The organism is Sphingomonas sp. TF3 (assembly GCF_003985085.1).
In the GTDB taxonomy this organism is placed as follows: Bacteria; Pseudomonadota; Alphaproteobacteria; order Sphingomonadales; family Sphingomonadaceae; genus Sphingomonas.
In genome coordinates this window covers 39,996-65,518 of record NZ_RWKS01000001.1, presented here as the reverse complement: position 1 = coordinate 65,518, position 25,523 = coordinate 39,996, and the positions used below count along the sequence as shown (strand labels likewise).

The window sequence follows — 25,523 nt, the reverse complement described above, 5'->3', positions numbered from 1 at the left end:
CGGCCGTCGCGGCGCTTGGCGAGGTCATGGATTCGGGGCCGGGTCGGGGACGTTCGCTAAGATGCCGGTCCGCTGCGCGCGCCAGGATTGCTTCATGCCCTCCTCGATCTCCAGCGCCTCGGAAAGCGAGGCGCCGTCGCCGTCGCGCATCGCGCGGATCTGCGCTTCCACCGAGCCGCGCGGATTGCTCCCGATCAGCCGTGCGACTTCCACGGCGCGTTCGGTGACGTCGCCCTCGACCACTTCGTTGACGAGGCCCCAATCATAAGCGCGGCCGGCGTCGATGAACTCGCCGGTCGACATGATCTGGTTGGCGCGGCGTCGTCCTATCGCGCGGGGGAGGAGCGCACTCATCCCCCAGCCCGCGATCAGTCCGACCTTGGCATGGGTATCGGCGAAGCGCGCGTTCGACGAAGCGAGGATGAAGCTGCAGGACAGGGCCACTTCCAGCGCGCCGGTGGCGCATGGGCCATCCACCGCGGCGATCACCGGCTTGCCGAAGGCGCGCAGCGCTTCGCCGGGATGCGGCCGGATGGGCTGGGCGCCGGCGCGCAGTTCCTTGATATCGGCGCCCGCCGAGAAACATGCCCCGGCTCCGGTGACGATGACGACACGGACGTTATCGTCCTTCTCGGCCTCGCTCAGTGTCGCCACAAGGTCCTGTTTCATTGCGTTCGACAGCGCGTTGCGCGCCGCCGGACGATTGAAGACGACCAGCCTGGTGCCTTCAAGATCGGTGACGACGAGCTCGTCCGACCTGCCTTCTACGAGTTGGTCGGCGAGCATCGTCGTCATTCCTAATCTTACTGCCGGTTCAGAACTTGAAGGAAGCCGAGGCACCGAAGGTCCGGGGGCGTTCGAACCCGGCCTTGTCGGCCGTCGCGGTGGACGTCATTTGCGAATACACCACTTCGTTGGCGAGATTGCGCACGAATATGCTGAGGCGCAAATTGTCCATGCCGGCGGGCGAGAACGAGATGTCGCCGTTGATCATGGTGTAAGCGGGCTGGGTGAGCCGGTTTTCGAAATCCCAATAATATTTGGCCGAGTGGAAGAGGTTTCCCGCCAGGCCGAACGTGCCGATGTCGGTATCGTGCGACCAGTCGAAATTGACGCCCACGGTCGCACGCGGTGCGCGGATCATGTCCTTGCCCGAGGCATCAAAGGGCGCGATCGAGCTGTTGCCGCCATTGCCGAGCGGACGGAAGATCTGGGCAGTCGGGAAGCTGTCATATTTGGCGCGGAGATAAGTGGCATAGCCGCGAAGGTTGAAGTCGCGGCTGACGCGGACGGTGGCTTCGAGCTCGGCACCGTCGACCTTGGCGGACGCGGCGTTGAACAGCAGCACCAGCGTCGTCAGCGGGTCGCGTGCCGACTGCTGAATGTCGGTATAGTCATAGTGGAACAGCGAGCCGTTGATCCGCAGCCAGTTGAGCGGATCCGTCTTGAAGCCGACTTCGTAGGAGTCGATCGTCTCGGGACGGGTGGGCGACGCGGCGGCAACGGTGGTCGCGAAGCCGTTATAGACGCCGCTCTTGAAGCCGCGGCTGTAGCTTGCGTAGATGTTCGCGCTCGGGCTGAACTTGTATTGGGCCGAGAAGCGGTACGTCACCTTGTTGTTGCTCGATTCGCGGAAGGGCACCGAGGTGACCGTCGCGGTGTGCGCTTCGTAATTGCGCTTTTCGGTGCTGTACCGGGCGCCGGCGATCAGCGAGACCGGGCCGAACCGCAGCGTGCCTTCGCTGAAGGCCGCATACGAGACGACTTCCTGCCGCGTGAACGTGCGGCTCGAGAGCGCGCCGTTGGCATAGCTCTCCAGCCCGTCGAACGAGCCCTTGCCCGAGAGCTGGAATGCGCCGACGATCCAGGAGAACGGGCCCTCGCCGGTGGAAAGCGCGCGAATCTCGTTCTCGATATAATAAGAGCTTTGCGGCGCGATCACCGAACCGATCGGCTTAGTCGTGGCGTCGCTGTCGGTGATCGATACCGCCTTGCTGTCGATATAGGCGGACATGGTCTCGATATTGACCCCGCCGAGGGTCAGCCGCGTCTGCAGCGATGCCGAATAGGTCTTCGACTTCGAATTCGTCGGCGTATCGATCGCCGTCTCCCAGGGGCCAGTCGGGACGATCGGCGCGGGTGCGCGAACGCCGGTCGAATTGCCGCGAAAGGGTTGCTCGCTGACCGACGAGGAATCGGCGTAGCGCGTATAATTGCCGGTCAGCACCGCGCGGAAATTGGTGGCCGGTTCGATCAATATCTTGGCGCGGACCACTTCCGAGGAACGATCGCCGCGATAGCCGCCGTTGACCAGATCCTTGATATAGCCGGTATCGGCGGCGATGCTGCCGGTCAGGTCGATGCTGACGCCGGGCACGATGCCGGTCGAGATATAGCCTTGCAGCGACTTTTCGCCATAACTGCCGACGCGCCCGACAACGCGGCCCGAAAGCTGTTCGGTGGGATCGGGCGTGATGATGTTGATCAGACCGCCGGTCGAGTTGCGTCCGAAAAGCGTGCCCTGCGGCCCGCGCAGCACTTCGATACGCTCGACATTGACGATGTCGAAGCCGAGCGACGACATTACCGGCTGATAGACGCCGTCGATATAGAGCGACACGTTCGATTCATCGCCGATATTGGCGTTTCGGGTGCCGACGCCGCGGATATAGGGCTGGAAGCTGGAATTGACGCGGCTGAACACCACCGACGGCATCGACTGAGTCAATTGGCGGGTGTCGGTCACGCCCGAGCGGGCCAGGCTGTCGCCGGTGACCGCGGTGACGGCGATCGGCACGTCCTGCAGGCGCTCTTCGCGGCGCTGCGCGGTGACGATGATATCCGCGACGCCGGTCTGGTCGTCCTCCTGGGTTTGGGCCTGCGCGGGAGGCGCCGGCTGCGCGGCATCCTGAGCCCATGCGGCGCCCGGCGCGATCAGCGCCGCCGCGAGTGCGATCCTGCTGGTGAAAATACGATTCGACATTTGAATCCTCCCCAATTTTTATGCGCTGGGCGCTTTGTTTTGGCGCCCTTGTCAATCCGACGTCCGTTGGACGCGCATGCAGGGCGCAATGCCTAAATTCCGCTCGTACGCTCTAACGGGCAACACGGCACTCGCGCTAACCGTCAACTGTTTTGTCTATGACCGCAGGATGGGTTCGCTGCCGGGCGCGACCGCGTACCACCCCACGGGGACAGACTTTCTCTGCCATTTGCCTACGAACCATCCGATCGCACTTGAAATCGGCGGATGGGACCCAGCCTCCGTGCATGCCTTGACGGGCGATTCATGAAAGCAGGTTTGATGGCGAAGTTGACGGTCGTTACGCGAGACGGATCCGAGCATAAAGTGGTGGCCGATGCCGCCTCGGGCTATTCGCTTATGGAAATCATCCGGGATAACGGCTTCGACGAGCTGGAGGCGACTTGCGGCGGCTGCTGTTCGTGCGCCACCTGCCACGTTCTCGTCGACCCCGTCTGGATGCCGCGGCTTCCGGCCATCTCCGATGCCGAGATCGACCTTCTCGACGGCGCGGCCGAACGCGAGGAGACCTCGCGATTGTCGTGCCAGGTGGCATTCACGCCTGAACTGGACGGGATCAGGGTTACCATCGCCCCCGAGTGAGAGTGCCGCCGCCGATCAAGCGACGGTGGCCAGTTCGGCCTCTTCGACTGCGGCGCGGACATATTTGCGGCCCCACAGAATCGCGATGATCGCGAGCGGCGCGAAGATCGCCAGGGTGAACGCAATGCCGTGACCGATGCGCGTGGTATCGTGCAAGATTTGCTCCGAGATGACCGCCGGCAACAATGCGCCGAACGTCGTGCCCAGCAATGCCACGACCATCAGGAAGAACAGGCCCGACAGCCGCCCGCGCATCTGCGGCGGTGAGATCATCTGCACCTGGGCGGCGGCGATGCCGAGGAAATTGACCGTCAGGCCCTTGGCGAGCGCGATCGCCGCCAGAAACAACGCGATGTTGTTCGACATCAATCCGAAGAACACGATGGGCGACGTGACGATCAATACCCACAGATAATAAGTGAGGTGCGCATCCCTGCGGCCCCTGGCGTACCAGCGGTCGATGATCCAGCCCGCGGCGAGGAGCCCGGCGATGGCGGGAAGGCTTTGCGACAGGCCCAGCGCCACGCCATATTCGGCCGGGTTCATCTTGAAATGGCGCGACATGTAAGCGGGCGCCCATTTGATGATGCCGCCGACGACGATGTTCATGCCGCCGAACACGACGCTGAGCGTGAGCACGACTTGCCAATGCGATCGAATGAAGCCGAAAAGCTCCGCCCAGCTGACCTTGCCGTGGCCGTGCGACATGTGCCGCGACGGCTCCGCGAACGGGAGGATCAGCAATGCCAGAAACAGCCCGGGCACGCCGGTGATCAGGAAAGCGAATTGCCACGGCGCCATGTCGCCGATCAGGGGCACGCGAATGTGATCGAGGTGGAGCAGCGAATTGACGATCCAGCCGCCGATCATCAGCGCGAGCCCGGTGCCGATGAGGTTTCCCATCGAATAGATCGACAGCACCGTCGCCAGCCGCCGCCGCGGCACCGTGTCGGCGATGATCGAATGGGCGCTGGGATGCAGCGGCGATTCGAACAGGCCGACCGCGGCGCGCGCCAGAAACAGCCAGACGAAGCCAGTGGCGAAGCCGCATGCGGCTTCCGCCATGCCCCACAGGATGACTGCGAGGAACAGGATCCACTTTCGCGGATAGCGATCGACGAGATAGCCCATCGGCAGTCCGCCAAGACCGTAAGCCAGCGCGTAAGCGAGCCCCATCAGCAACCCGATCTGGGTGTCGCTGAGCCCGAGCGAATCCTTGATCGGATCGACCAGCATCGCGATCACGGTGCGATCGACCACGGCGAAAATGCAAAAAGTTAGTAGAACGGCGATCAACGCGGCGCTGCGGAACGCCGAGACTTTTGCAGGGGGAGCGCTTTCCACTCCCGCTTCGGTTGCTGCCGCCGTCATCCACTCATCCTTATGTTATGAACGCATGCTGCAACCCGATGGCGCGCAGGGGCAAGTCGGTTGCGGCGCTCTCGGCGATAGGAATTGCCGATGATCGAGCCACCCGCGCGACGCGGCCATCAGCCGGGCTTGCTCCACTCCGCAACGAGATTGGCCACTTCCGCCAATTGCCGGGGAAGGCGGTGTAGATAGTGCGAAGCGCCGACGATGCGATGGTTCTCAATTCGCGCGCCGCCCGCCGCGCTCCAGCGCGCCACGTCGCTGGGAAAGATGCCGGCGTCGGCGCTATATTCGAGTTGCAGGACGGGAATGCTGGTCCTCGCCAGATTGTCGGGCCCGTCCGCGCTCGACAGCTGCGACCATTGGCTGAGCCACGAAGTGAGGGTGGTGAAGCGCGCCAGATTGTTCGCCGAGAGATTGGCCTGTTGCGGCGTGTCGCCGCGATTGCCGCCGGGCGCACGGTCGTTCGGATCGAGTCCGAGATCGACGAAGCGCGGATCGGCATAGGTGCGGTGCACGACAAAGGCTTCGTCGCGGGCGCCCTCCGGCCGCGCGCGCAATGTCCGCAGGCGCTCGGCGGCCCAGGCGGTGATGCGTTCGCTGCGGGCGCGCTGCGCGGCGCGGACGCGCGCGACGAAATCGCGGGAGAACGGCGCCGGATTTCCCGGCGCGTAAATGTCCAGCGAGGGATCGCCTGCATCGGGATTTGCCTCGTCGATCACCGCGGCGTCGATATAGGTCGTCATCAGCGTCGAACGGCCGGGATGCCCGGCCAGCAGGACCAGCGCGTCGGCGGGCGGCATCTCCTCCGCGACCAGATCCACCGGATCGCCGGCGGGCGTATGGGTGATGGTGATCCGCTCGGCCTGTGCCTGGTAGAAAGCGGTCAGTGACGCGCCGCCGGAATTGCCGAGCAGCACGACACGTTCGAACCCCTGTTCGCGAAGGTAGCGAACGCCGGCCCCGAGATCCTGGATCGCATTCTCCATGATCAAAACCTGGTCGCCGCCCGCATAGCGCGTGTTGAGCGCGAACACGGCCAGTCCGCGGGCGCTGAGCGGCTCGATGAGATAGTGGCTCATCATGCTGCTGGAGGGATGGATCAGGATGGCGGCGACGCGCGCGCCGGCCGGCGCCGCGAGCATGCCGTAGATGCGGGGGGCGTTGAGCTGGAGCCCGGATTGGGTCTCGAACGTCGCGCCGATCCGGATCGGCAATGCGACGTGACGACGTTCGGTCACGCGAAACGGGCCGGGGCCGTGGTCACACGGCCTCCTCGTCGGGCGCGTAGCCGGGCTGCACCGTCACGCCGCGCTCGATCAATGTCGCGATCTGCTGCTCGCTCAGCCCGGCTTCGCGCAGCACCTCGACGCTATGCTCGCCGAGGCCGGGCGGCTGGCGGCGGATCGTCGGCTGGGAATCGCTCCAGGTGGACGGTATCCGCACTTGGCGCACCTTGCCCTCGGTCGGGTGATCGACGACCGGTAGATAGCCGACCGCCATCAAATGCTCGTCCTCGATCAGCGAGTCGAGATCGTGCAGCGGCGTCACCGGAATGTCCGCCGCCAGCAGCACCTCCAGCCATTCCGCGCTGGTCCGCTCCTGCATCGCCTGCGAGACATAAGCATAAAGGTCATGCGCATGATCCGTCCTGGTGCCGATATTGGCGAAGCGCGGATCGGTGCGAAACACCTCGCTCTGGCCAATCAGCTCCATGAAGGTGCGCCAGTGCTTGTCGGTATAGATGATCGAACAGATGCGGCCGTCTCTGGTCTTGTAGGGACGGCGCTCCTTGGTGAGCGTGCGCTTGTAGCCCGCGGGTCCCAGCGGCGGCTCGAACGTCTTGCCGCCCATATGATCGCCCAGCACCCATTGCGCCATCGTCTCGAACATCGGCACTTCGATCTGCTGTCCGCGGCCCGACTTTTCGCGATGGATCACCGCGGCTAGCAGGGCGACCGCGCTCGATACGCCGACGGCGCGATCGTTCATCGCCATCGGCACATAATGCGGCTCTTCCGAGCCCGCCTGGACCAGCATCGACGGCAGCGCGGTGACGCCCTGGATCAGATCCTCATAGGTCGGGCGCCCGTCATAGGGGCCGCCGGCGCCGTAACCGACCAGATTGACCAGGATCAGCCGCGGGTTGCGTGCCTGCAGCGTCTCCCAGCCGAGCCCGAGCCGGTCGAGCGCGCGCGTGCGCACGTTGGTGACGATCGCGTCGACCCCCTCGGCGAGCTTGAGCAGCGCTTCCTTGCCCGCCGGATCCTTCAAGTCGAGCACGATGCTGCGCTTGTTGCGATTGGCATGGAGGAACACCCAGCCCATATTTTCGCCGCGCATCGGCGTGACATGCCGGGTCGTGTCTCCCTGATGCGGCTCGACTTTGATGACGTCGGCGCCGAGGTCGCCGAGGATCTGGGTGGCGAACGGCCCCATCACGACCGAGCTCATGTCGATGATGCGAAGGCCATCGAGTGGCGGCGGCGAAGTCATCCTTGTCTCCTCAAGCTGTGGTTGGCACCAGCACATTGCCCTCCATCAGGCGGCGTGCGGTCCGATAGGCGACTGCGCTGTTCGTCCGAAAACCGCCGGCGTCGGCAACGATTTCGGCGGCCACCGACACGACGCCGGAAGCCGTGCCGAGACGAAGGTCGCCCTGGCCGCGGGCACTGTCCGCGAGCATGTCGTACACGACCGTGCCGGGGATGCGGGCCGCGACCGCGACGCACAATGCCCCGGTGAGGGGGACCGCGCGATGCGCCTGCCCCATCGAGATCATCCGCACGCAAAGATCATGCGACCCGGCATCCAGCGATGCGCCGTCGAGCGTGCGCATGGAACGGGGAGGCGCGACCAGCGCGATCTTGGGACTCGATTGCGACGCTTCGCTGACCGCCTCCGGCGTCACGCCGAAGCCTATGCGAACGCCTGCCGCCGCACGGATCGCTTCGAGGAGGGCCCGGCCGGCGAGATCGGCGTCCAGCTCTTCCGGCAGCTCCGCCCCGGTCAGCCCCAGATCCGCGGCGCGAACGAAGACGCAGGGATTGGCGGCATCGACGAGCGAGGCCCGGATCGCGCCGATGCCCGGGATGTCGATGAACTCCGCCGGCCCGCCTCCGGGCAGCAATCGTCCGGTGCGGCTTCCGTCGGGATCGATGAATTCGAGCCGGATCGGCGCGCCGCCGAAGCTGATCCCCGGTATCACCAGTGCGCCGTCGACCTGTGCCCTGCCGCCGCGGACGGGCACGTGGGCGCGGATGATCTTGCCGGTGTTGACGGCGTGGATGCGGACGACCGCCATTTCGCCGGCGGCGGCGATCAGCCCCTCGTCCACTGCGAATTGCGCGACCGCGGAGGCGAGGTTGCCGCAGGTGCCGCCATAATCGACCATCGGGCGATCGACCGCGACCTGCGCGAATATATAATCGAGATCGGCGTCCTCGCGGGTCGGCGGGCCGATGATCACCGCTTTGGAAAGCGATGACAGGCCGCCGCCCATGCCATCGAGCTGGCGGCCGTAGCTGTCCGGGCTGCCGAGCGCGCGCAGGAAGATGGCATCCCGCGCTTCCCGGTTCTCCGGCAGATCGCGGGCGTGGAAGAACAGCCCCTTGCTGGTGCCGCCGCGCATGAACACGGCGGGTATCGAGAGTATGCCCGCGGTCATTCCCGTCTCAAGGCCGCGCCTCGCCTGCGAGCTTCGCCTGACGCTCGGCGAACTTCGCATCGCGCTGCGCCAGCCCGGCATGGGCATCGGCGGCAAGCCGCGCGATCGTCTCGGCGCTCGCCGTGTCATAGGTCAATTCGAGGCGGATACCGTTCGGATCGAAGAAATAGATCGAATCGAAGATCTTGTGATCGACGATGCCGAGCACTTCGATTTCGTGCACCTCCAGCCGCGCTTTCGCCGCCGAGAGCTCTTCGCGGGAAGAGACCTTCATCGCCAGGTGATTGACCCAAAGCGGCGTCTCCGGGTCCGGCACGTATCCGGTGTCGTCGAGCAGGTCGAAAAAGGCCAGGCAGCCACCATCGCGCATCTGGAAGAAGATGTGGAAATAGGGGTGATACTCGCCCGTCGAGGGGACATGATCGTGATAGACGGTGTGGACCAGCGGCATGCCGAGAATGTCTTCGTAGAAGTGCCGCGTCTCCTCGGCATTGCGGCACCGATAGGCGAAATGGTGGAGCGACTGGACCGGGTTCGGCACGTTCACGGCTGGCCGCCTTCCGGTGCGCGGGGCTCGAGACCCCAGCGCTCCATCCACGACTGGATCGCTTCGACGGCCATCGCAAAAGCCTCGGGCTGGCCATGGAAATAATGCGTCATGCCCTTGAGCGGGAAGAAATCGACGAGATGCGCCGGAGCCGCATCGCGGATCGCACGGCCGTGCACCATCATCGTGCCCTGGTCCGCCGTCATCGGCATCATCCCGATCGGCACCGATACGTGCGGCAGGTTCTTCAGGCTGTCGCCATTCGAATAGGTCGGGCTCCACGTGCTGAGCCAGCTGCGCAGCGTCGAAAAACGCCCCATCGGGCCGGGGGCTTCGTTCGCCGCCCGGGGATCGCCCCAGATCGTGCCGACGGCGCGATCGTCCGGATCGATGGTCAAATCGAGGAAGCGCGGGTCGGCAACCGTGCGGTGCGTGATGAAGGCGCGGTCGCGAATCCCCATTGCGGTGAGGCGCTTCAGTTCGGCGACGACGAAGTCTTCGATGCGCTGGAGGCGGGCCTTTTGCCGCAGCCGGTATTCGGCGAGCCAGGCGCGGTCGTAAGGCGGTTCGCGGCACGCGGCGTACAGATCGAATTCCGGGTCTCGCCGATCCGGATCCTGCTCGTCGATCACCGACGGATCGATGAATTCCTGATAGAGCTGGCTGCGCGAGGGGCTGGCCGCGATCAGCAGCAATGCGTCGGCGGGGGCCAGCGGCGTCTTGGTAAAGTCCGGCGGATCGCCTGCGGGAGTGGCGGTGATCGTCGGGTTCTCGGCCTGGCGCTGGTAGAGCGAGACCAGCGGCCCGCCGCCCGAAAAGCCGCACAAGATCACTTTCTGCCAGCCGTGACGCTCTCGCACCCAGCGGATCGCAGCATCGATGTCGAGCAGGCAATTCTCGAGGATGACCACGGCATCGTTGCCCGCATAGCGCGTGTTCAGGCCGATGATCGGAATGCCCGACGTCGCAATCGGCTGCAGCAAATGGTGCCCGTGAAAGTTCGACATCGGATGGACCATGATGATCCCCGTCGTCGCCCGCGATCCGGCGATGCGGACGAGGTTGCCGTACACGCGTGGATAGAGGCGCGCGATCCCCGAGTGCAGTTCGAGACCCGATTGCGTCGTGCCGGCCTCGATCGGGATCGCCTGAAGCAATTCTTCGAGCACGCTCTCTCCCTAGATTATGTATTGTTGAATCAAATGCAACTATGGGAGATTGCGCGACGAGGGCATGAGTGTCAAGCTCGTGGCTCGGCCGAAGGAGCGACTGATGTCGGAGCGTTACGAGCACATTCTCTACGAGGTGGAAAACCAGGTCGCCCACATCATCCTGAATCGGCCGGAAAAATTGAACGCGCTGGGCATGGGACCGGGATCGAGCCGCGACGAAATTGCGCGCGCGCTGACTATTGCCAGCGAAGACGAAGCGATCGGCTGCGTGCTGATCCGCGCGGCCGGCAGCGCGTTCTGCGCGGGCGGCGATCTCAGCCGGATCGGTGGCAAGAGCATGCCCGACACCGCGCGCGACAATCAGATCTTCAACGAGAATGTGGTCCGCTTCAACGAAGTGGTGCGGCGCGTGCGCAAGCCGGTGATCGCCGCAGTCCACGGCCTGTGCCTGGGCACTGCGATGGGCTTCGTCGCGCAGTGCGATTTCGTCATCGCCGCCGATACCGCGCGGTTCGGATTGATCGAGGGGCGAATCGGCCATCCCGGCGCGTCCGATCTCGTTCCTGTGATCGGCGCGGCGTGGACGAAATATCTTATCTTCACCGGCGAGATGATCGATGCCTGGCGCGCCGAACGCATCGGCCTGGTGCTTGCGGTCGAAACCGAGGCGTTGCTGCTGGCGCGCACGGTCGATCTTGCCGAACGCCTGGCGCGGATGCCGCGCGAGGCGCTTCACCTCAACAAGGCCTGCATCGAAGCGGTGCTCGAAAGCAGCGGCCGCGCGGCGGGCAGGGTCGCCGGGCGCGCGCAAGATGCGATCACAAAGACGATGAGCTCGGTCGCCAAGGCGCCGGATGGGAGATATTTCGAGGATATCCTCCGCGCGGAGGGGGTGGCGGGACTGAAGGCCGCCCGCGCCGGGCAATATTCCACGCCGTGGCTGCCGGCATCGGACGCGTGAGTATTAATCAGGAAGGCAGCGTCGAGCGCTCGATCGACGCGTCCAGTTCCTCATATTGGCCATAGCCCAGCGTTTCGTAGAGTTCGGCGCGCGTCTGCATCGCATCCAGCTGTGCCGCGGCGCTGCCGTCCCGCGCCAGCGCCGCATAAAGCGCCTCCTGCGCGCGCGCGGCGACGCGCAGCGCGCTGACCGGCCAGATCACCATCCGGAAGCCCATTTCGGCAAACTCGTCGGCAGTGAAGTACGGTGTCTTGCCGAACTCGGTCATGTTGGCCAGCAACGGTGCCTGCACCCGTGCCGCAAAGGCGGCGAACATCCCGGCGTCATGCAGCGCCTCGGGGAAGATCGCATCGGCCCCCGCCGCGAGATAGAGATTGGCGCGATCCACCGCCGCATCAACGCCCTCCTCTTCGACCGCGTCGGTGCGCGCGACGATCACCATGTCGCGGCGGGCGCGGGCGGCGGCGGCGATCTTCGCCGCCATCTCGTGCGCGTCGACCAGCCTCTTGTCGCTCAGATGCCCGCACTTCTTGGGCAGCACCTGATCCTCGATCTGCACCGCCCCGGCGCCCGCCTCCTCGAACCGGCGGACCATGTGCATGGCGTTCAGCGCCCCGCCAAAGCCGGTGTCACCATCGACCAGCATCGGCAGATCGGCGGCGTGGAAGCACTGGCGGATGTGGAAGCACAGATCGTCGATGGTGGTGATGCCGAGATCCGGGAGCCCCATTGCCGCCGACACCGCGGCGCCCGACAGATACGCAGCCTCGAAACCGGCACGCTTCCCCTGGAGTGCCGACAGCCCGTTATAGACGCCGGGCATGCGCAGGATGCCGGGCCGCTCCAGCAACGCGCGGAATCGCCGTCCCGCCGAAATTCCGGACCGGTCGGCGGCAACCAGCGACACCATGTCAGCGCGTCACGTCGATCACGATCCGTCCCCGCGTCTGGCCGGCCAGGATCTGCGGCGCGAGTTCGGGGAGCCTGCTCATCGGTTCGACGGTGGTGATGCTGGCAAGAAGCGCGGGGTCGAGATCGCGCGCCAGCCGCTGCCATGCGCGATTCCGCCTGGCGAGCGGGGCCATTACCGAATCGACGCCGAGCAACGCTATACCGCGCAGGATATGCGGAAGCACGGTGGCGGGAAGATCGACGCCGCCGGCAAGCCCGCACGCGGCGACCGCGCCGCCATAAGCGGTCTGCGACAGGACCGTCGCGAGGGTGGTGCTGCCGACCGAATCCACTGCGCCCGCCCAGCGTTCCTTCGCCAGCGGCGGCCCCTTCTCCTGCAATTCCGCGCGCGTCACGAACGCGGTGGCGCCCAGCGAGGAGAGATAGGCATGCGTCTCGGCGCGCCCGGTCGACGCCGTCACGCGGTAACCGGCCTTGGCCAGCAGCGCGATCGCCACCGATCCGACGCCGCCCGCCGCGCCGGTGACCAGGACTTCGCGTCCGCCCTTTTCGACGCCCCAATCCTCCAGCGCATCGACGCACAATGCAGCGGTGTAGCCGGCTGTGCCGATCGCTGCGGCCTGTTCCAGCGAAAGCGCTTCGGGCAGCCGGACCAGCCATTCCGGCTTGACGCGCTGGTAGCGGGTATATCCGCCCTGCTCGGTTTCCGACATGCCCCAGCCGTTCACGACCACCTTATCGCCCGCGGACCATTGCGGCGATCGCGATTCGACGACGGTGCCGGCGATGTCGATCCCGGCGATCATCGGCAGGCGCCGGGCGATCTTCTTGCCGAGTACCGCCAGCCCGTCCTTGTAGTTCAGGCTCGAAAAACCGACTTCGACCAGAACGTCGTGGTCGTGAAGATCGGCCAGCGTCAGGTCGCGTTCCCGCGCCGCCTGCTTGCCATCCACTTCTTCGATCATCACCGCGCGGAACGTTGGCATCGGGTCCTCGACTTCAATTGGTATTGAAGCCTTCAATTACGAATAGCGCATTCGAATAGCAATATCCGTAATTCAATCGCCGCGCGGTGCGCTGTTCATTTTCGCGGTGAAGCCCAGCTCGGCGGAGAGTTCCGCGGCGAATTTTCGCAGCGATACCGCGACGGCGCCGTCGGGAGAGACATCAAGTTCGCCCGCGGGGCCGAGCGTGGAAAGCGCCGCCACCAGCACGCCGCGATGGTCGAAGATCGGCGCGGAAAGCGCATTGACGGTGGGATTGAGGCCGCCCTCGGTCGTGCCAAGTCCGGCCCTGACGACATCGCCGAAGCGCTGGTCGATTTCGCGTTCGAAGGATGCGTGGCCCGCTTCCTTGCCGGCCACCGCGCCGGCATCGCGATCGATCAGCTTGCGCGTGAGCGCCCTGGGCAACCAGGCGCCGAAGACAAGCCCGGTGGCGGAGCTAAGGATCGGCATGACTTCGCCGATGCGCGTGCCGATCGTGATCGGCCGGCGCGCCTCTTCGACGGCGATGATCGTCGGCCCGTCCTGCGCCCAGATCGCCACCGCCACCGAAAATCCGAGATCGGCGCAAATCAGCGGCAGGCGCGAGCCCGCCAGGCGGACGACATCGATCGACTGGATCGCGCGCAACCCCATCAGCCGCGCCATCGGACCCAATTTATACCGGCCGCTCGCTTCATCGCGCTCGACGAGTTGCGATCGGATCAGGCTGACCATGTAGCGGTGGGCCTTTGCGGGCGGCATCCCGGCGCTGGCGGCAAGCGTCTTCAGCATCGGCGGCGGACTGTCGAAGGCGCGGTCCATCAAGGCCGCCATTAGCCGCATGCCGATCTCGAGAGACTGGATGCCGAGCTTCCCGTCCCCCGATGCGGCGGATTGCAGCTCCGGCTCGGGAACGCCGGGAAAGGGTCCTGGAACTGGGGGCAAACGCGCTGACCTCGTTGTGAAGACCCGATGCTAGGGCAAGGCTCCGGCTAAAGCCAAGCCCGTCCGGAGAAGGGCTCTGCCCGGCGGCGGCTCAGTCGTGCGCCCCGGGCCGCGACAGGCGCCGTTCCTTGATCCACGCAATTGCACTGTCGCTGCTGCCCTCGTGCGCGCTTCGCTGTTTCAGTTCCTGCCATTTGGCGACATCCTCGGCCGCCTGCGCCCCGTGCAGCTTCCATTCGGGGATCACATCCGCGGTCAGCTCCAGGCGGAAGCCGTTGGGATCGCGGAAGTAGATGCTATAGATGATCCCGTGCTTCACCGGGCCGATATAGTCGATGCCCTGTGAGCTCAGATGCTCGGCCCAGCCGTCGACGGCCGCCACCGATCCGGCATCCAGCGCGAGATGATTGAAGATATCATAAGCGGGATGGGACGGAGCCGGAGCGGGCGGCAGGTCGAGCGATTCGAAAAACGCGATCGTCGACCCGTCGGCCATTTCGAAGAACAGATGGATATAGGGGAAGGGGTCGCCCGTCGATGGAACCGCATCGTCGATCACCGAGCTGACCAACTTCATGCGCAACACCCGCGTATAGAAGTCCACGGTGGCGGTTACGTCGTGCGTGACATAGGCCGTGTGGTGCAGCATCCGTGGCGGCCCGGCGACCGGGATATCCTGCTTACTCGTCACTTTAGCCTCCGTCATGAAGCCGAGAGTTGGACCGTGCACGAGCAAGAGTCCGCTTCACCGATTAAACATTATCACTGCGTGTCGCTTTATCGGTAATTCAGGCAGGACGCTAGTCGATTGCCGCATGCCGATCGCGACGCCCGGAATGCGATCCGTGCGCCGACAAGGCGGCGAGATCGGCCATCAGCAATGTGCGGTGGCGCGACGTCAAATCGACCAGCCAGTTGATGAAGAGGCGCACCTGAGGGAATGGATGGGTTTCGCGATGGGTCGTCAGCCAGAAGCTTCGCGTAATGCTCAGGTCGCACAGCACGCGCGGTAATTGCGGGTCGATATCGCCGATGAAGCACGGAAGGATGCCGGCACCGGCGCCTGACGCGATCATGCGGTGCTGGGCGTTGATGCTCGACGATCGGAGTTGCGGCTTCGCCCGGATCGGCAACTCGTCGAGATGCGACAGTTCGGGAGCGTACAGGATATCCGGGATGTAACCGATGATACGCGCATGCTCGAGTTGCTCCGCCGTGGTGATTTGCGGGGCCAGGCCTGCCGCGCCACTCCCGAGCAGCAAAAGGCACCTGCGCTCGACGCTGTGGCTGAAGGATCATTACACCTTCGCTCTCAAAAATGACGGCAACGAACGAATCCCTTCGTCCGCTCCATCGTTAGCGTTCCAGCTGGATTGAAATTTCCCAATGATCTGAGTGCCCGTTTGGGTGGGGCATGGGGCACCATTATAGGCCCGAGACGGCTCTAAACCCTCGCAAAATCCTGAAAATCCTGGTAAATCAATCAGAGTCGGTTTGCGGCGTTCCGTATCCGTTCGCCCTAATCCGACCGATTCGGGGGCCGATGTGAGGGCCTCGTGATTTTGGAAGGATTGGAGGCCCCAGAGGGCGCTGACAGTCGACCCACGACCTGCTTTCGACACTCAAAAGGATCGAGGGCAGAGGCCATCACGAACCGGCTCCGGAACAACCCAACAGTTCCGGCGTCCATAGGCCGCTGAAAAGCGCCATATACCGCGACATAGGACAGCCCGGGAGCGCCGGCACTCCTTTGGGGGCGGCGGGGTCGGCGAGGCCCAGGACCACCTTGCCGCCGAGCGCGTTCAAAAGGCGGTCACCACAGCCGCCACGCATCCGCCAAATCGATTTGAACGTTTAGAAGCGGCCGGCCCGGTAATCGGCGAGGGCTTGCTGGATTTCCGTCTGCGTGTTCATGACGAAAAGGCCGCCAAAGGCGATCGGCTCACGCAAAGGCTGGCCGGCGAAAAGCAGAAATCGGCCGGGAGTGCCCCGCGCCCTTATGGTAAGGTCTGACGTTCCGGGCTCCTCCGATCGCGTTAACCAGCCAAGCGGGCCAGCGCTCAAAAGATTACCGGCGGGCCCGATCTCGACCGCGCCTTCGATGACGTAGACAAAGGTGTTGTCGGTCGCCGCAAACCCGTGCCGAAATGCACCATCGCTTTCGACCCGCACCTCGAGCATCGTACAGGGCGGAACGGCGACCGATGCCGTTGCTTGAACCGTTCAATCCCGGCGATCGGGAGGTCCTTCACGCGGTTTTCGTGGGCGGTGCGAATATGCCTGCGCGCACGCGGCTGTTCGTCGGCTATCTGGCGAACCATTACGGTGAGTATAGTCAGCAGCAATCTTAGCTGCGGTAGTCGGCGGGGCACCGGACGCACCGTAGCTGGCAGCCCGAATCTGTGATCAGGCCCGTCGGCGGGATTATGAACTCACTACATGATCTCCGCTCGGTCGCGCCGGAGTCCGCTTTCGGCGCAGCGGGGCTTACTTCGGCCAATCCGACGCGTCATCTGAACACGAACCCACGTCCGATGTTGAGGAGCCGAAAACGGGTCGCGAGTGACCGGGGATGGGTCTCAAAGCATTGCCCAGAAGTCCTTGAGACGAATAGAGGATTCAGTGAAACAAATTCCTATCGATCTTTGGATTGCACCGTAACTTGATGGCCAAGCTGGCGGTCTGACCCGTCCCCGGCCCTGGCGGCAAGCAAACGATCGAAGAGCACGTTGAGTGTCATCACCGTTAGACCTCCTGCCAGGGTTGCGATCAGTCGGTCGGTTAGCAGTGCAGACGCGATCGGCTTGCCGATGTCGAGCACCAGCAGGATCAGCGGGGTGCTGACGACTGCGTAGAGGAGATAATTTCGCGCGCGTGCCAAGGGCACGACCGTGGCAAGCAGGCACGCGACGATGCCGAGGGCCACTGGCGACGACACGTAGCACAGGATCGCACCCGTCAGGGCAACGCCGCCGAGGGTGCCCGCCAATCGCTGCACGGTCTTCACCGGTACATGTTCGATAGGGCGCTGCGTCAGCAGCGCGACCGTGAGCAGGATCCAGTAGAAATGATGCGTCGGCCAGAGATGGCGCAGAACGCTGGCGATGCCGAGACCGAGGGCAAGCCGAAGCGGGAATTGCCATCCCTCGAGCTTGTATAGCGTGCGGCGAAAATAGGCGCGACGTTGCGCGTGGGTGGGCGTTTGCCGCGTCTTGTGTGCAACGCCTTTTTGGCTCCTGCGGCCGCCGGCCAAGATGCCGCGCAGGGCGATGTTCCACAACGCACCCAATCCAAATATCAGCGCTGCAGCGCCACGATGCGCTGGGGCACCGTCGAGAAAGCCGACGCTGAGCACGAAATAGATGATGAAACGGATGGCACCCCCTGCGATTGGTCGACTGTAGCCCGACAGAAGGGCCGCCACCGCGGTGAGTGAGATCAACGCCAGGTCGGGTTGCGGCAGTGCGGAGACCCCGGTCGCCACAGCAACGGCGATCAGCGCAGGCGCAATTGACTGGCTGAGGGGAGGGGGCTGCGTTGCCGCGCTGCCGCTGGCCCCGGTCGGTGCGCCAGCAAGCAGGATGGCACCGAGACCGATCGTGAAGCCTGCCTCCGCCTGTCCAAGCATAAGGCCGGCAACGACGGGGACGCCCATGCCGAGCGCCGCGATCGCGAGCATGCGTAGGCTCACGGGTTCCCCCGGATCGATCGCCACGACATCGCGCCAAAGCCGGGAGGGGAGGTGAAGGGATTTCACGATCTGGTTCCTGCTGCACCGTCCATGCCCATGCCCGGAAGAGTGCGGGCGGCGCTGCCCAGCACGCGAGCGTCCCAACCCGTCAGTCGATTTCCGGTGCGTCCGTAATCGATCGGCTTCCATCGTCGCGGGGGTAACCAGGCCGCTTGGCCAGCCGACGCGGACGAGCAACCGGCACGCACACGCTCCTTGTTGTGGACCAACTATTAATACGCTATGCGTATTATTATGTCGAGCGCGAACGATCGGGAAAGTGACGAGGCGCAGATCGTGCGGGCGGTGCTGCGCCTTGCGAGGGCCATGCGCCGGTCAGCGCGGGCAGGCGAACTGACGGGCGGTGCGCTCGCGCTGATTGCGACGCTTTATCGCAAGGGCCCGCTGAGTGCAGTGGCGCTCGCCCGAGCTGAGGGGCTGCAACCGCAATCGCTCAGTCGCCTGCTTGTGCGAATGGAGGCCGGGATGCTGATCGAGCGGGGGATCGATCCCGAGGACCGGAGACGCCATGTCATCACGCTGACCTCCCGGGGACGCAACGCGCTGCGTTCGGCGATGACCCAGCGCCGCGAATGGCTGGGTAGCGTGATGGCCGAGCGGCTAAACGAGACGGAGCGCGCAAGCCTGCGCGCTGCCGCCGAGATCATGCTCAGGATTGCCGATCCCCTGGAGGAGGACCAGGCCGCCGATTGATGAGCCGACGCTGCCTGCTGCTGCGGACATTACTCGACCGTGAGCACGATGTAACGGGCCTTGCGCGACCGCAAGGATGGGGCCCGCTCCCGAGCGCGCGACGTCGTGCTGAGGTAGCAAGGCTCATGAAATTTCCGGCCCACGGCTGCACCCGAATTGCCAGGTGACACCGTCGCCGCGCGCAATCCCGTGCACGGTCTTGCCAAGCTGGTTCTCGAGTACTGGTCGCCACCGAAAGAGCGTGAATTCCCGATCTTTCTCAAGGAGAGCGAACCGTCCGCTGGCGAGATCCACCTAGCGCGCCAATCGCCCTTCGATGATGTCGCCGGCGCGCGGCCGGTGCGCAGGAGCTCCCGTCGTTGAAGCATCATGATCGCGTTGGCACGCAGGCGCACGCGATCGCCATCGACGTCCGCCAATTGCTGCTCGACGAGCCATTGCTGCCGTCCCGCCATCGTGGCGCGTACGGTGGCCCACTGGGCCTTGGCGTTCTCGTGCCATTCGCGAGCCACACGCTCGAACGTCTGTCGCCCGGCTTCGAGGTTCGCCTCGATCTTCAGGCGCTTCGCGACATTGGGATCCTGTCCTTCGCACAGCATGGACCAGGCTTCATCGCGCTTTTCGCGAGCATCCGCCAGCGAGACGCGGGGATAGGCACCAAAGGCCATCGTCTTGTTCTTGCCATCATATTCGTAGTTCCAGCGCCACAGCTTTCCGCCGCTGGGGGTGACCATCAGGCAGAGGCGATTGGTGTCTGCGAGTTTATAGTTTTGGGGCGTGGCTTGGCGTTGCGCACCTTCGCATCGGTACGCATGGTTCGGTCTCCAAAAATACCTCGTTTTTCGACCGCGCGTACCTCGTTTTTGCCCCTCCGATTCGCCGGATGGGCGCGAACGGCTACGAACGGCCGAGGTCGGACCGGTCTGCTCAGTATTGGATTTCAGGAGAGAAAAGTCGATTTCGGTGGTCCGATGCGGACCGCTGGGAACAGGCAAATGGCGGAGCGGGAGGGATTCGTAAATGTCACATAGCTATTTGATAATATTAGGAAAATAAATTTCTTCGATTTCGGCCCCACACTTGGCCCCACACTCGTCAACATTCGGTGCCGGACTGATGAAGGAAGAGATCCACGTCCTGTTGAAGAGGTTGGACGTGCGGGGACGCGGAGGTTCGAGTCGGGTTTTAACTACCCTTGATGTTTTCGATCCATTTCGTCCGCGGCCCGAGGGAGCCAGACTGGATTGGAAATAGACGCCCGCCAAAAGGTGCTTGGCATTAATCCTTAGGCTGGCCTCATCGGGTTCAAGCAACGCATCACCGCACATTGCGAATTAGCGTTTCTCACCTTCACGCGCAGTCGAGCTTCGGCGCGACCGTGACCGCGCCGGTCATCTTGACGTGATGGGTGGACGCTCCATGCACGCCTAGCCGTAAGAGCCGCGAGATTGGACATGCGGGGCATAGATGCTCCTGAGCTGCATCATTCATGAAGCGGAATCATAACGACATGCCGCTATTGTCGCATAGTATAGATAAAATGCGGGGCGTAGAAGTTTGCCGGGCGCGATTGCCGCGTCTCGGAGCGACTTATGTGCGACAACCCTGAACACTCGAAATCATCGCCGGTGGGCTTTTTGTCGGATCGGCGGTCGGTGCTTGCAGCCGCAACGGGATTGGCGGCAGTGCCTTTCGTCGTCGGCTCTGCGGCGGGCGCAGCGACGGGCACCGAATCGCGAGGGCAAGCTCCGTTCAAGGTGCGTGCCTATGGGGCCGTTTCACCGACCAGTGGTCTGGCGCCGATGCAGATTGAGCGACGCGCGGTAGGGCCGAAGGACGTGCTGCTCGACATCCTGTATGCCGGCATCTGTCACTCCGATATCCATCATGTCCGTCAGGAATGGCGCAAGGAAACCTATCCGATGGTGCCGGGTCATGAGATCATCGGCCGGGTGGCGGCCGTTGGTCACGAGGTGACGAAATTCAAGGTCGGCGATATCGGCGGCGTCGGCTGCATGGTCGCCTCGTGCGGCACCTGTGAGAATTGCGTCGCCGATCGCGAACAGAATTGCCTCAACGGCCTGACCCTGACGTATAATTCGCCGGACAAGATATCGGGAGGCCAGACCTTCGGCGGCTATTCCGAAGCCGTGGTCGTCGCCGAGCATTTCGTGATCCGGATTTCGCCCGGTGCCGATCTGGCCGCTACCACGCCTTTGCTGTGCGCGGGGATCACCACCTTTTCGCCGATCCAGCACTGGAAGGTCGAGCGTGGGCAGCGTGTCGGCGTTGTCGGGCTTGGCGGTCTTGGCCACATGGCGGTCAAGCTGGCGGTTGCGCGCGGCGCCGATGTCACCATCTTCACGACGTCCCCCGGCAAGCTGGCCGATGCCAAGCGGCTGGGGGCAAAGGCCGCGGTCCTTTCGACGGATGCCGCCGCGATGAAGGCGGTGGAAAACCAGTTCGACTTCATCATCGCGACCGTGCCCGAAGCCTTCGATGTGAAGCCGTTTCTGGACGCGCTGAAGCTCGACGGCACGCTTGTCAGCGTGGGCGCGCTGGCGGATCTCAAGGGTGCGAACGGCACGAGCATGATCATGGGGCGCAAGAGCCTGGCGGGGTCGCAGATCGGCGGCATTGCCGAAACGCAGGAGGTGCTCGACTTTTGCGCCGCGCGGGGCATCACGGCCGATATCGAACTGATCGATCCCAAGGATATCAATCGCGCCTATGATCGCGTCGTCGCCAAGGACGTGCGCTATCGTTTCGTCATCAACATCGGAGCATCGAAAGCGCCGGCCTGAGGGTTCCAACTGGCTGGCATCCACCCATGCCCGACCGTGATTCGACGTTTCAGCCCCTGGTCAAAAAGATGGCAGCGTTGCGCCTGGTAGCCCCTGCGGACGGCAACGCGATCGTCAACTTCCAGGGGCTGGCCCCCTTTATGACCATTCCTCGAAGGTGTTGCCCATGCCCACTTTTCGTACCCTGCTGCTGACGGCTGCGCTCTCCAGTGGTGGCATCGCTGTGCCCAGCGCCATTGCCCAACCATCTGACGCGAGCGCTGCGGGCGTCGAAGTGGCGGTCGATGGTGGTCGTGTCCGCGGCGTCGCGACCGGAGATGTCGTGGCCTTCAAGGGCATACCGTTCGCCGCGCCGCCGGTTGGCGCCAACCGGTGGCGCGCACCGCAGCCGCTGGCACCATGGTCGGGCGTGCGATCCGCCAGCGATTTCGGTCATGACTGCATGCAGATGCCGCTGGACCTCGATATCGCGCCCTTGGGCACGGAGCCCGCCGAAGATTGCCTGTACGTCAATGTCTGGCGACCCGCAGGCGCGGCACGGCGGTTGCCGGTCATGGTGTGGATCTATGGCGGCGGCTTCGTCAATGGCGGCGCATCGGCGTTGCTCTACAGCGGCGACAGGCTGGCGAAGGACGGCATCGTCGTCGTCAGTTTCAACTATCGGCTTGGTCGTTTCGGCACGTTCGGCCACCCGCAACTGGGCCAGACCGAAGGCGGCCCACGGTCCGGCTACCCCAATTTCGGCTTCATGGACCAGATCGCCGCGCTGCGCTGGGTCCAACGCAATGTCGCGGCGTTCGGCGGCGATCCCGGCGACGTCACGATCGCGGGGGAGAGCGCGGGCGGCATGTCGGTCCTGACCCTGCTTACGTCTCCCGCTGCGCGCGGACTGTTCGGCAAGGCCGTCGTTCAATCGGCGGATACGGGCATGATGCGCCGTGCCACACCAGAGGTTGCGGAAGCCGCCGGCGTCGCGTTCGCCCGCGCCCAGGGGATCGCCGCCACCGACGCGCAGGCGCTGGACAAGCTGCGCGCGCTTCCCGCGCACGTGGTCGCCCAGGGGGTTGATCTGGTGACACTTGCCGTTGCCGGGGCGATTCCCCTGGAGACGCTGAGCAACCCGGTGATCGATGGTGATCTGGCAATGGATCCGCTTGTCGCGCTGCGTGCCGGGGCATTTCCCCGCATACCCGTGATGATCGGTGCCACCAGCGCGGATCTTGATGGGCCGCTGCTGCATATGGCCGATGGCGCACGCGAAACCTCGCGCCTGGTCGCGCAGACGGGCACGCCAACCTGGCATTACCGCTATTCTTACGTCGCGGATTCCGCGCGCGCGTCGAACCCGAAGGGCGCGCCACACGCCGGCGAACTCGCGTTCTTCTTCCGCACGGTGGATATCCGGTACAAGAGCGCGGCCACCGCGGCGGATTGGCAAGCGAGCCGGATCGCGAGCGGCTATCTCGTCAATTTCGTGAAGACCGGCAATCCCAATGGCGCGGGTCTGCCGGTATGGGGCGCCCGCACCGGTACGCATGATGCGATGCTCGATTTCACCCAGGATGGCGGTGCCGCGATGATCGCGCCGGACCGGGCAGGCAAACGCTGATCACGTTCGCAAAATGGGGTGGCGCGACGAAGCGCGCGTCGCTTTCATCATCAGGAGGGGTTGTGGCAAGCAGGCTGATCGGGCGCGACGCCCCGGGCGACAACCCGCGCGAACCCCTTGAGCTGCGCAATAATATAGCTTTCCGGCGTGCCACGGACGGCAGGCGCGATGAACGAGGCGCCGAACGACTGGAACGCGATCGAATCGCCCATGGCGACGACATCAACATCGGCGCGGATCAATCCCTGCCGCTGAAGCGCAATCAGGCGTTCAGTCAGGATCGTCGTGGCCCGTTCCAGCAGGGCCATGTCGATCTGCTCGCGCGTCTCGGCGTCGATCAGCAGGCGCGGCACCAGCACCAGCACAAGCTTGTGCGTCTCGCGGAAATGCGCGTGTTTGGCGAGGAGGAACGCCTCGATCTCGGCCTGGACGCCGCTCGCAGGTGCTGCTGCGGCATAGACTTGCACGTCGTGCTGGCGGACAAGAAAATCCTCGTAGATTGCGACCAGCAGTCCCGCCTTGCCGCCGAAATAGCGGGTGATGAGCTGTTCGTTCAAGCCCGCCCGCGCGGCGATGTCCCGCGTCGTGGCAGCATCATAGCCATAGTCGGCGAATGCCTCGATCCCCGCATTCAGCAAGGCGCGGGTGCTCGTGTCGCGATCGCGTTTGCGGGGAGCGGCGGGGGCGGTCTGGCGGGTCACGGTCGGTATCCTGTCATTCCGATAGCGCCCTACCGCATCACGGGAGCGGCGGCGGCTGTCAATATTTGACGGAACTTTCTATATGTATGTGCGTACATACATTGTTGCCTGGCGCGGCGATGCCGCAGAATTGAAGGATGGACATGGTTACGATCACCGCCGCCATTGCAGACGGCCCGGACGGGCCTTTCGTGTTGCGCACGGCCGATCTGGACGAGCCGCGCGACCATGAAGTGCTCGTCAGGATCGCGGGCGTGGGCATCTGCCACACCGATCTGACCAAGAAAAAAGCCGCAGAGTTCAACCCTGGCGTCCTGGGACATGAAGGTGCGGGTACGGTAGAGCGGGTCGGATCCGCCGTTACCAGCCTGAAGCCCGGCGACACCGTGGTGCTGAGCTTCTTCGCCTGCCACCATTGCCGCAACTGCGACGCAGGGCACGAGGCCTATTGCGAGAACGGTCGCGTCCAGAATTATGCGGGTACGCGGGCGGACGGCAGCCGGCCGATCCGGCTCGACGGAACGCCGATCGCGAGCAGCTTCTTCTCGCAATCCTCGTTCGCGACCTATGCGATCGCGCACGAGAACAACGCAGTCCGGGTGGAAAGCGATCTGCCGACCGAACTGCTGGGTCCGCTCGGCTGCGGCTTCCTGACGGGGGCCGGTGCGGTCATCAACGCGCTGGAGGTGGGCGCTGGGCAAGGCATCGCGATCTTCGGCGCCGGGGCGGTGGGGCTCGCCGCGGTGATGGCGGCCAAGGCCGTAGGGGCGAACCCGATCATCATCGTCGACATCGTGCCCGAGCGCCTGGAACGCGCGCGCACCCTGGGCGCGACGCACGCCATCAAGGGAGACGACGTCGATGCCGTCGCGGAAATCCAGACGATCGCGCCGGGCGGCGTCGACTTCACGCTTGAATGCGTCGGCCATCCAAGGCTGCTCGCACAGGCGGTTGTCAGCCTGCGCCCGACCGGGGTCTGCGGCCTGCTCGGCCTCAATCCCGACACCAGCGTGATCGCGCCGATCACGATGGATCAGTTGCTGCACGGCCGGACCGTCAAGGGCATCATCGAGGGCGACAGCGATCCGCAAAAGCTGATCCCGCATCTCGTCGACCTCAACCGGCAAGGGCTGTTCCCGTTCGAGACGCTGATCCGAAGCTATCCGTTTGACCGGATCAATGATGCCGTAGCCGACATGAAGGCGGGCACCACGGTCAAGCCAGTTCTCATTCTCGATTCCGTAAACAAGGACAAGTAAGATGACATTCGATGACGCCATCAAGGCCGGCAAAGTCACCGCCGACGAGGCCTATGCGATCTTCGACAGCCTCGAACCCACCGAGGTCGAGGACCTGATCGGGACATGGCAGGGGTCCGAATTCCCGAGCGGCCACCCGGTCGACGGCTCCCTCGCCGCCAGCGGCTGGTTCGGCAAGCGGTTCAAGGATGCCGATACTGTCGATCCCCTGCTGTTCTACACAGCCGATCGCGAGAGCTTTTTCGCCGCCGATCCGCTGAAGAAATTCGCTGCCTCCGCGCGCGGCGTGACCGATATCGCCTCGGTGCGCGAGGAGATCGAGACCAGCGCGCCGACCGCCCGGCTGCGCAAGGCCGAATATCGCGGCAAGGTTACGGTGGGCATGATCTATGATCAGGCGCCGATCATCGACTATTTCCGGAAGGTCGATGACGACACGCTGCTCGGCGCCATGGACCGCCGCGGTGACCCCGGCACCTATTTCTTCGTGCTTCGCCGGGTCGCCCGATAAGCGCGCCAG

The 25,523-nt window shown here is 64.4% G+C and carries 25 protein-coding genes; 8 read left to right on the top strand and 17 right to left on the bottom strand.

Annotated features, from left to right (window positions below):
- Nucleotides 1-24 precede the first annotated feature (24 nt).
- Together EJC47_RS00315 and EJC47_RS00310 are read right to left on the bottom strand one after the other, a co-directional pair.
- On the bottom strand, nt 25-795 hold the full coding sequence (locus EJC47_RS00315; RefSeq protein ID WP_126845006.1) for an enoyl-CoA hydratase-related protein: 771 nt from the start codon (nt 793-795) through the stop codon (nt 25-27).
- 19 nt (nt 796-814) lie between these two features.
- A complete protein-coding gene (locus tag EJC47_RS00310) occupies nt 815-2,983 on the bottom strand; it encodes a TonB-dependent receptor (RefSeq protein ID WP_126845005.1) in 2,169 nt (722 codons plus the stop codon).
- Nucleotides 2,984-3,304: 321 nt separating this feature from the next.
- Here EJC47_RS00310 and EJC47_RS00305 point away from each other — a divergent pair, with 321 nt between their 5' ends.
- Nucleotides 3,305-3,625, top strand: a complete 321-nt coding sequence (locus tag EJC47_RS00305) for a 2Fe-2S iron-sulfur cluster-binding protein (protein WP_126845004.1) — start codon at nt 3,305-3,307, stop codon at nt 3,623-3,625.
- Between the two features lie 15 nt (nt 3,626-3,640).
- Here the strand turns inward: EJC47_RS00305 and EJC47_RS00300 are convergent, their stop codons facing one another.
- The 6 genes from EJC47_RS00300 to EJC47_RS00275 form a co-directional block, all read right to left on the bottom strand.
- On the bottom strand, nt 3,641-4,996 hold the full coding sequence (locus EJC47_RS00300) for an MFS transporter (RefSeq protein ID WP_126845003.1): 1,356 nt from the start codon (nt 4,994-4,996) through the stop codon (nt 3,641-3,643).
- Nucleotides 4,997-5,115: 119 nt separating this feature from the next.
- Nucleotides 5,116-6,237 (bottom strand): alpha/beta hydrolase family protein, encoded by a 1,122-nt coding sequence (locus tag EJC47_RS00295; RefSeq protein WP_126845002.1) that lies wholly within the window; start codon nt 6,235-6,237, stop codon nt 5,116-5,118.
- Between the two features lie 22 nt (nt 6,238-6,259).
- The gene (locus tag EJC47_RS00290; RefSeq protein WP_126845001.1) at nt 6,260-7,492 is read right to left on the bottom strand and encodes a CaiB/BaiF CoA transferase family protein; all 1,233 of its coding nucleotides are present in this window, start codon (nt 7,490-7,492) and stop codon (nt 6,260-6,262) included.
- A 10-nt stretch (nt 7,493-7,502) separates the two neighbouring features.
- Nucleotides 7,503-8,663 (bottom strand): 2-methylaconitate cis-trans isomerase PrpF family protein, encoded by a 1,161-nt coding sequence (locus EJC47_RS00285; protein WP_126845000.1) that lies wholly within the window; start codon nt 8,661-8,663, stop codon nt 7,503-7,505.
- Nucleotides 8,664-8,670: 7 nt separating this feature from the next.
- Nucleotides 8,671-9,210 (bottom strand): VOC family protein, encoded by a 540-nt coding sequence (locus EJC47_RS00280; protein WP_185867502.1) that lies wholly within the window; start codon nt 9,208-9,210, stop codon nt 8,671-8,673.
- Nucleotides 9,207-10,379 carry an alpha/beta hydrolase gene (locus EJC47_RS00275; protein ID WP_126844999.1) on the bottom strand — a complete coding sequence of 391 codons (1,173 nt, stop codon included), beginning with the start codon at nt 10,377-10,379 and terminating at the stop codon, nt 9,207-9,209. Before EJC47_RS00275 ends, EJC47_RS00280 begins: the two co-directional genes overlap by 4 nt.
- Nucleotides 10,380-10,482: 103 nt before the next feature.
- On the opposite strand from EJC47_RS00275, the gene EJC47_RS00270 reads away from it, so the two are divergent.
- A complete protein-coding gene (locus EJC47_RS00270; protein WP_126844998.1) occupies nt 10,483-11,343 on the top strand; it encodes an enoyl-CoA hydratase/isomerase family protein in 861 nt (286 codons plus the stop codon).
- Between the two features lie 7 nt (nt 11,344-11,350).
- Here EJC47_RS00270 and prpB read toward each other — a convergent pair whose 3' ends face one another.
- The 6 genes from prpB to EJC47_RS00240 all read right to left on the bottom strand — a co-directional run bounded on the left by prpB (nt 11,351) and on the right by EJC47_RS00240 (nt 16,358).
- Entirely contained in the window at nt 11,351-12,253 is a 903-nt protein-coding gene (gene prpB, locus EJC47_RS00265) for a methylisocitrate lyase (RefSeq protein WP_126844997.1), read from the bottom strand.
- A gap of 1 nt (nt 12,254) precedes the next feature.
- Nucleotides 12,255-13,241: an MDR family oxidoreductase gene (locus tag EJC47_RS00260; RefSeq protein WP_126844996.1), complete on the bottom strand. Its 987-nt coding sequence runs from the start codon at nt 13,239-13,241 to the stop codon at nt 12,255-12,257.
- 72 nt (nt 13,242-13,313) lie between these two features.
- The gene (locus tag EJC47_RS00255; RefSeq protein ID WP_260591421.1) at nt 13,314-14,186 is read right to left on the bottom strand and encodes an IclR family transcriptional regulator; all 873 of its coding nucleotides are present in this window, start codon (nt 14,184-14,186) and stop codon (nt 13,314-13,316) included.
- Nucleotides 14,187-14,277: 91 nt separating this feature from the next.
- A complete protein-coding gene (locus EJC47_RS00250) occupies nt 14,278-14,877 on the bottom strand; it encodes a VOC family protein (RefSeq protein WP_260591420.1) in 600 nt (199 codons plus the stop codon).
- A 109-nt stretch (nt 14,878-14,986) separates the two neighbouring features.
- On the bottom strand, nt 14,987-15,448 hold the full coding sequence (locus tag EJC47_RS00245; protein ID WP_126844994.1) for a LysR substrate-binding domain-containing protein: 462 nt from the start codon (nt 15,446-15,448) through the stop codon (nt 14,987-14,989).
- A gap of 592 nt (nt 15,449-16,040) precedes the next feature.
- On the bottom strand, nt 16,041-16,358 hold the full coding sequence (locus tag EJC47_RS00240; RefSeq protein WP_185867500.1) for a pirin-like C-terminal cupin domain-containing protein: 318 nt from the start codon (nt 16,356-16,358) through the stop codon (nt 16,041-16,043).
- Between the two features lie 32 nt (nt 16,359-16,390).
- Here EJC47_RS00240 and EJC47_RS00235 point away from each other — a divergent pair, with 32 nt between their 5' ends.
- Nucleotides 16,391-16,537, top strand: coding sequence for a hypothetical protein (locus EJC47_RS00235; protein ID WP_409574459.1), 147 nt, complete (start codon nt 16,391-16,393; stop codon nt 16,535-16,537).
- Nucleotides 16,538-16,821: 284 nt separating this feature from the next.
- Here the strand turns inward: EJC47_RS00235 and EJC47_RS00230 are convergent, their stop codons facing one another.
- Nucleotides 16,822-17,943 (bottom strand): FUSC family protein, encoded by a 1,122-nt coding sequence (locus EJC47_RS00230; RefSeq protein ID WP_260591419.1) that lies wholly within the window; start codon nt 17,941-17,943, stop codon nt 16,822-16,824.
- A 228-nt stretch (nt 17,944-18,171) separates the two neighbouring features.
- On the opposite strand from EJC47_RS00230, the gene EJC47_RS00225 reads away from it, so the two are divergent.
- Nucleotides 18,172-18,630, top strand: a complete 459-nt coding sequence (locus tag EJC47_RS00225) for a MarR family winged helix-turn-helix transcriptional regulator (protein ID WP_126844992.1) — start codon at nt 18,172-18,174, stop codon at nt 18,628-18,630.
- Between the two features lie 29 nt (nt 18,631-18,659).
- Here the strand turns inward: EJC47_RS00225 and EJC47_RS21625 are convergent, their stop codons facing one another.
- Complete coding sequence (locus EJC47_RS21625) at nt 18,660-19,625, bottom strand: integrase arm-type DNA-binding domain-containing protein (RefSeq protein ID WP_441004740.1); 966 nt, start codon at nt 19,623-19,625, stop codon at nt 18,660-18,662.
- A gap of 690 nt (nt 19,626-20,315) precedes the next feature.
- On the opposite strand from EJC47_RS21625, the gene EJC47_RS00215 reads away from it, so the two are divergent.
- Nucleotides 20,316-21,434 (top strand): NAD(P)-dependent alcohol dehydrogenase, encoded by a 1,119-nt coding sequence (locus EJC47_RS00215; RefSeq protein WP_312845328.1) that lies wholly within the window; start codon nt 20,316-20,318, stop codon nt 21,432-21,434.
- A 166-nt stretch (nt 21,435-21,600) separates the two neighbouring features.
- A complete protein-coding gene (locus tag EJC47_RS00210; RefSeq protein WP_126844990.1) occupies nt 21,601-23,043 on the top strand; it encodes a carboxylesterase/lipase family protein in 1,443 nt (480 codons plus the stop codon).
- Nucleotides 23,044-23,093: 50 nt separating this feature from the next.
- Here the strand turns inward: EJC47_RS00210 and EJC47_RS00205 are convergent, their stop codons facing one another.
- Nucleotides 23,094-23,744 carry a TetR/AcrR family transcriptional regulator gene (locus EJC47_RS00205; protein WP_221885144.1) on the bottom strand — a complete coding sequence of 217 codons (651 nt, stop codon included), beginning with the start codon at nt 23,742-23,744 and terminating at the stop codon, nt 23,094-23,096.
- A 143-nt stretch (nt 23,745-23,887) separates the two neighbouring features.
- Here EJC47_RS00205 and EJC47_RS00200 point away from each other — a divergent pair, with 143 nt between their 5' ends.
- Both EJC47_RS00200 and EJC47_RS00195 read left to right on the top strand, forming a co-directional pair.
- Nucleotides 23,888-25,003, top strand: coding sequence for an NAD(P)-dependent alcohol dehydrogenase (locus EJC47_RS00200; RefSeq protein ID WP_126844988.1), 1,116 nt, complete (start codon nt 23,888-23,890; stop codon nt 25,001-25,003).
- 1 nt (nt 25,004) lies between these two features.
- Entirely contained in the window at nt 25,005-25,514 is a 510-nt protein-coding gene (locus tag EJC47_RS00195) for a DUF4334 domain-containing protein (RefSeq protein ID WP_126844987.1), read from the top strand.
- Nucleotides 25,515-25,523: the final 9 nt, after the last annotated feature.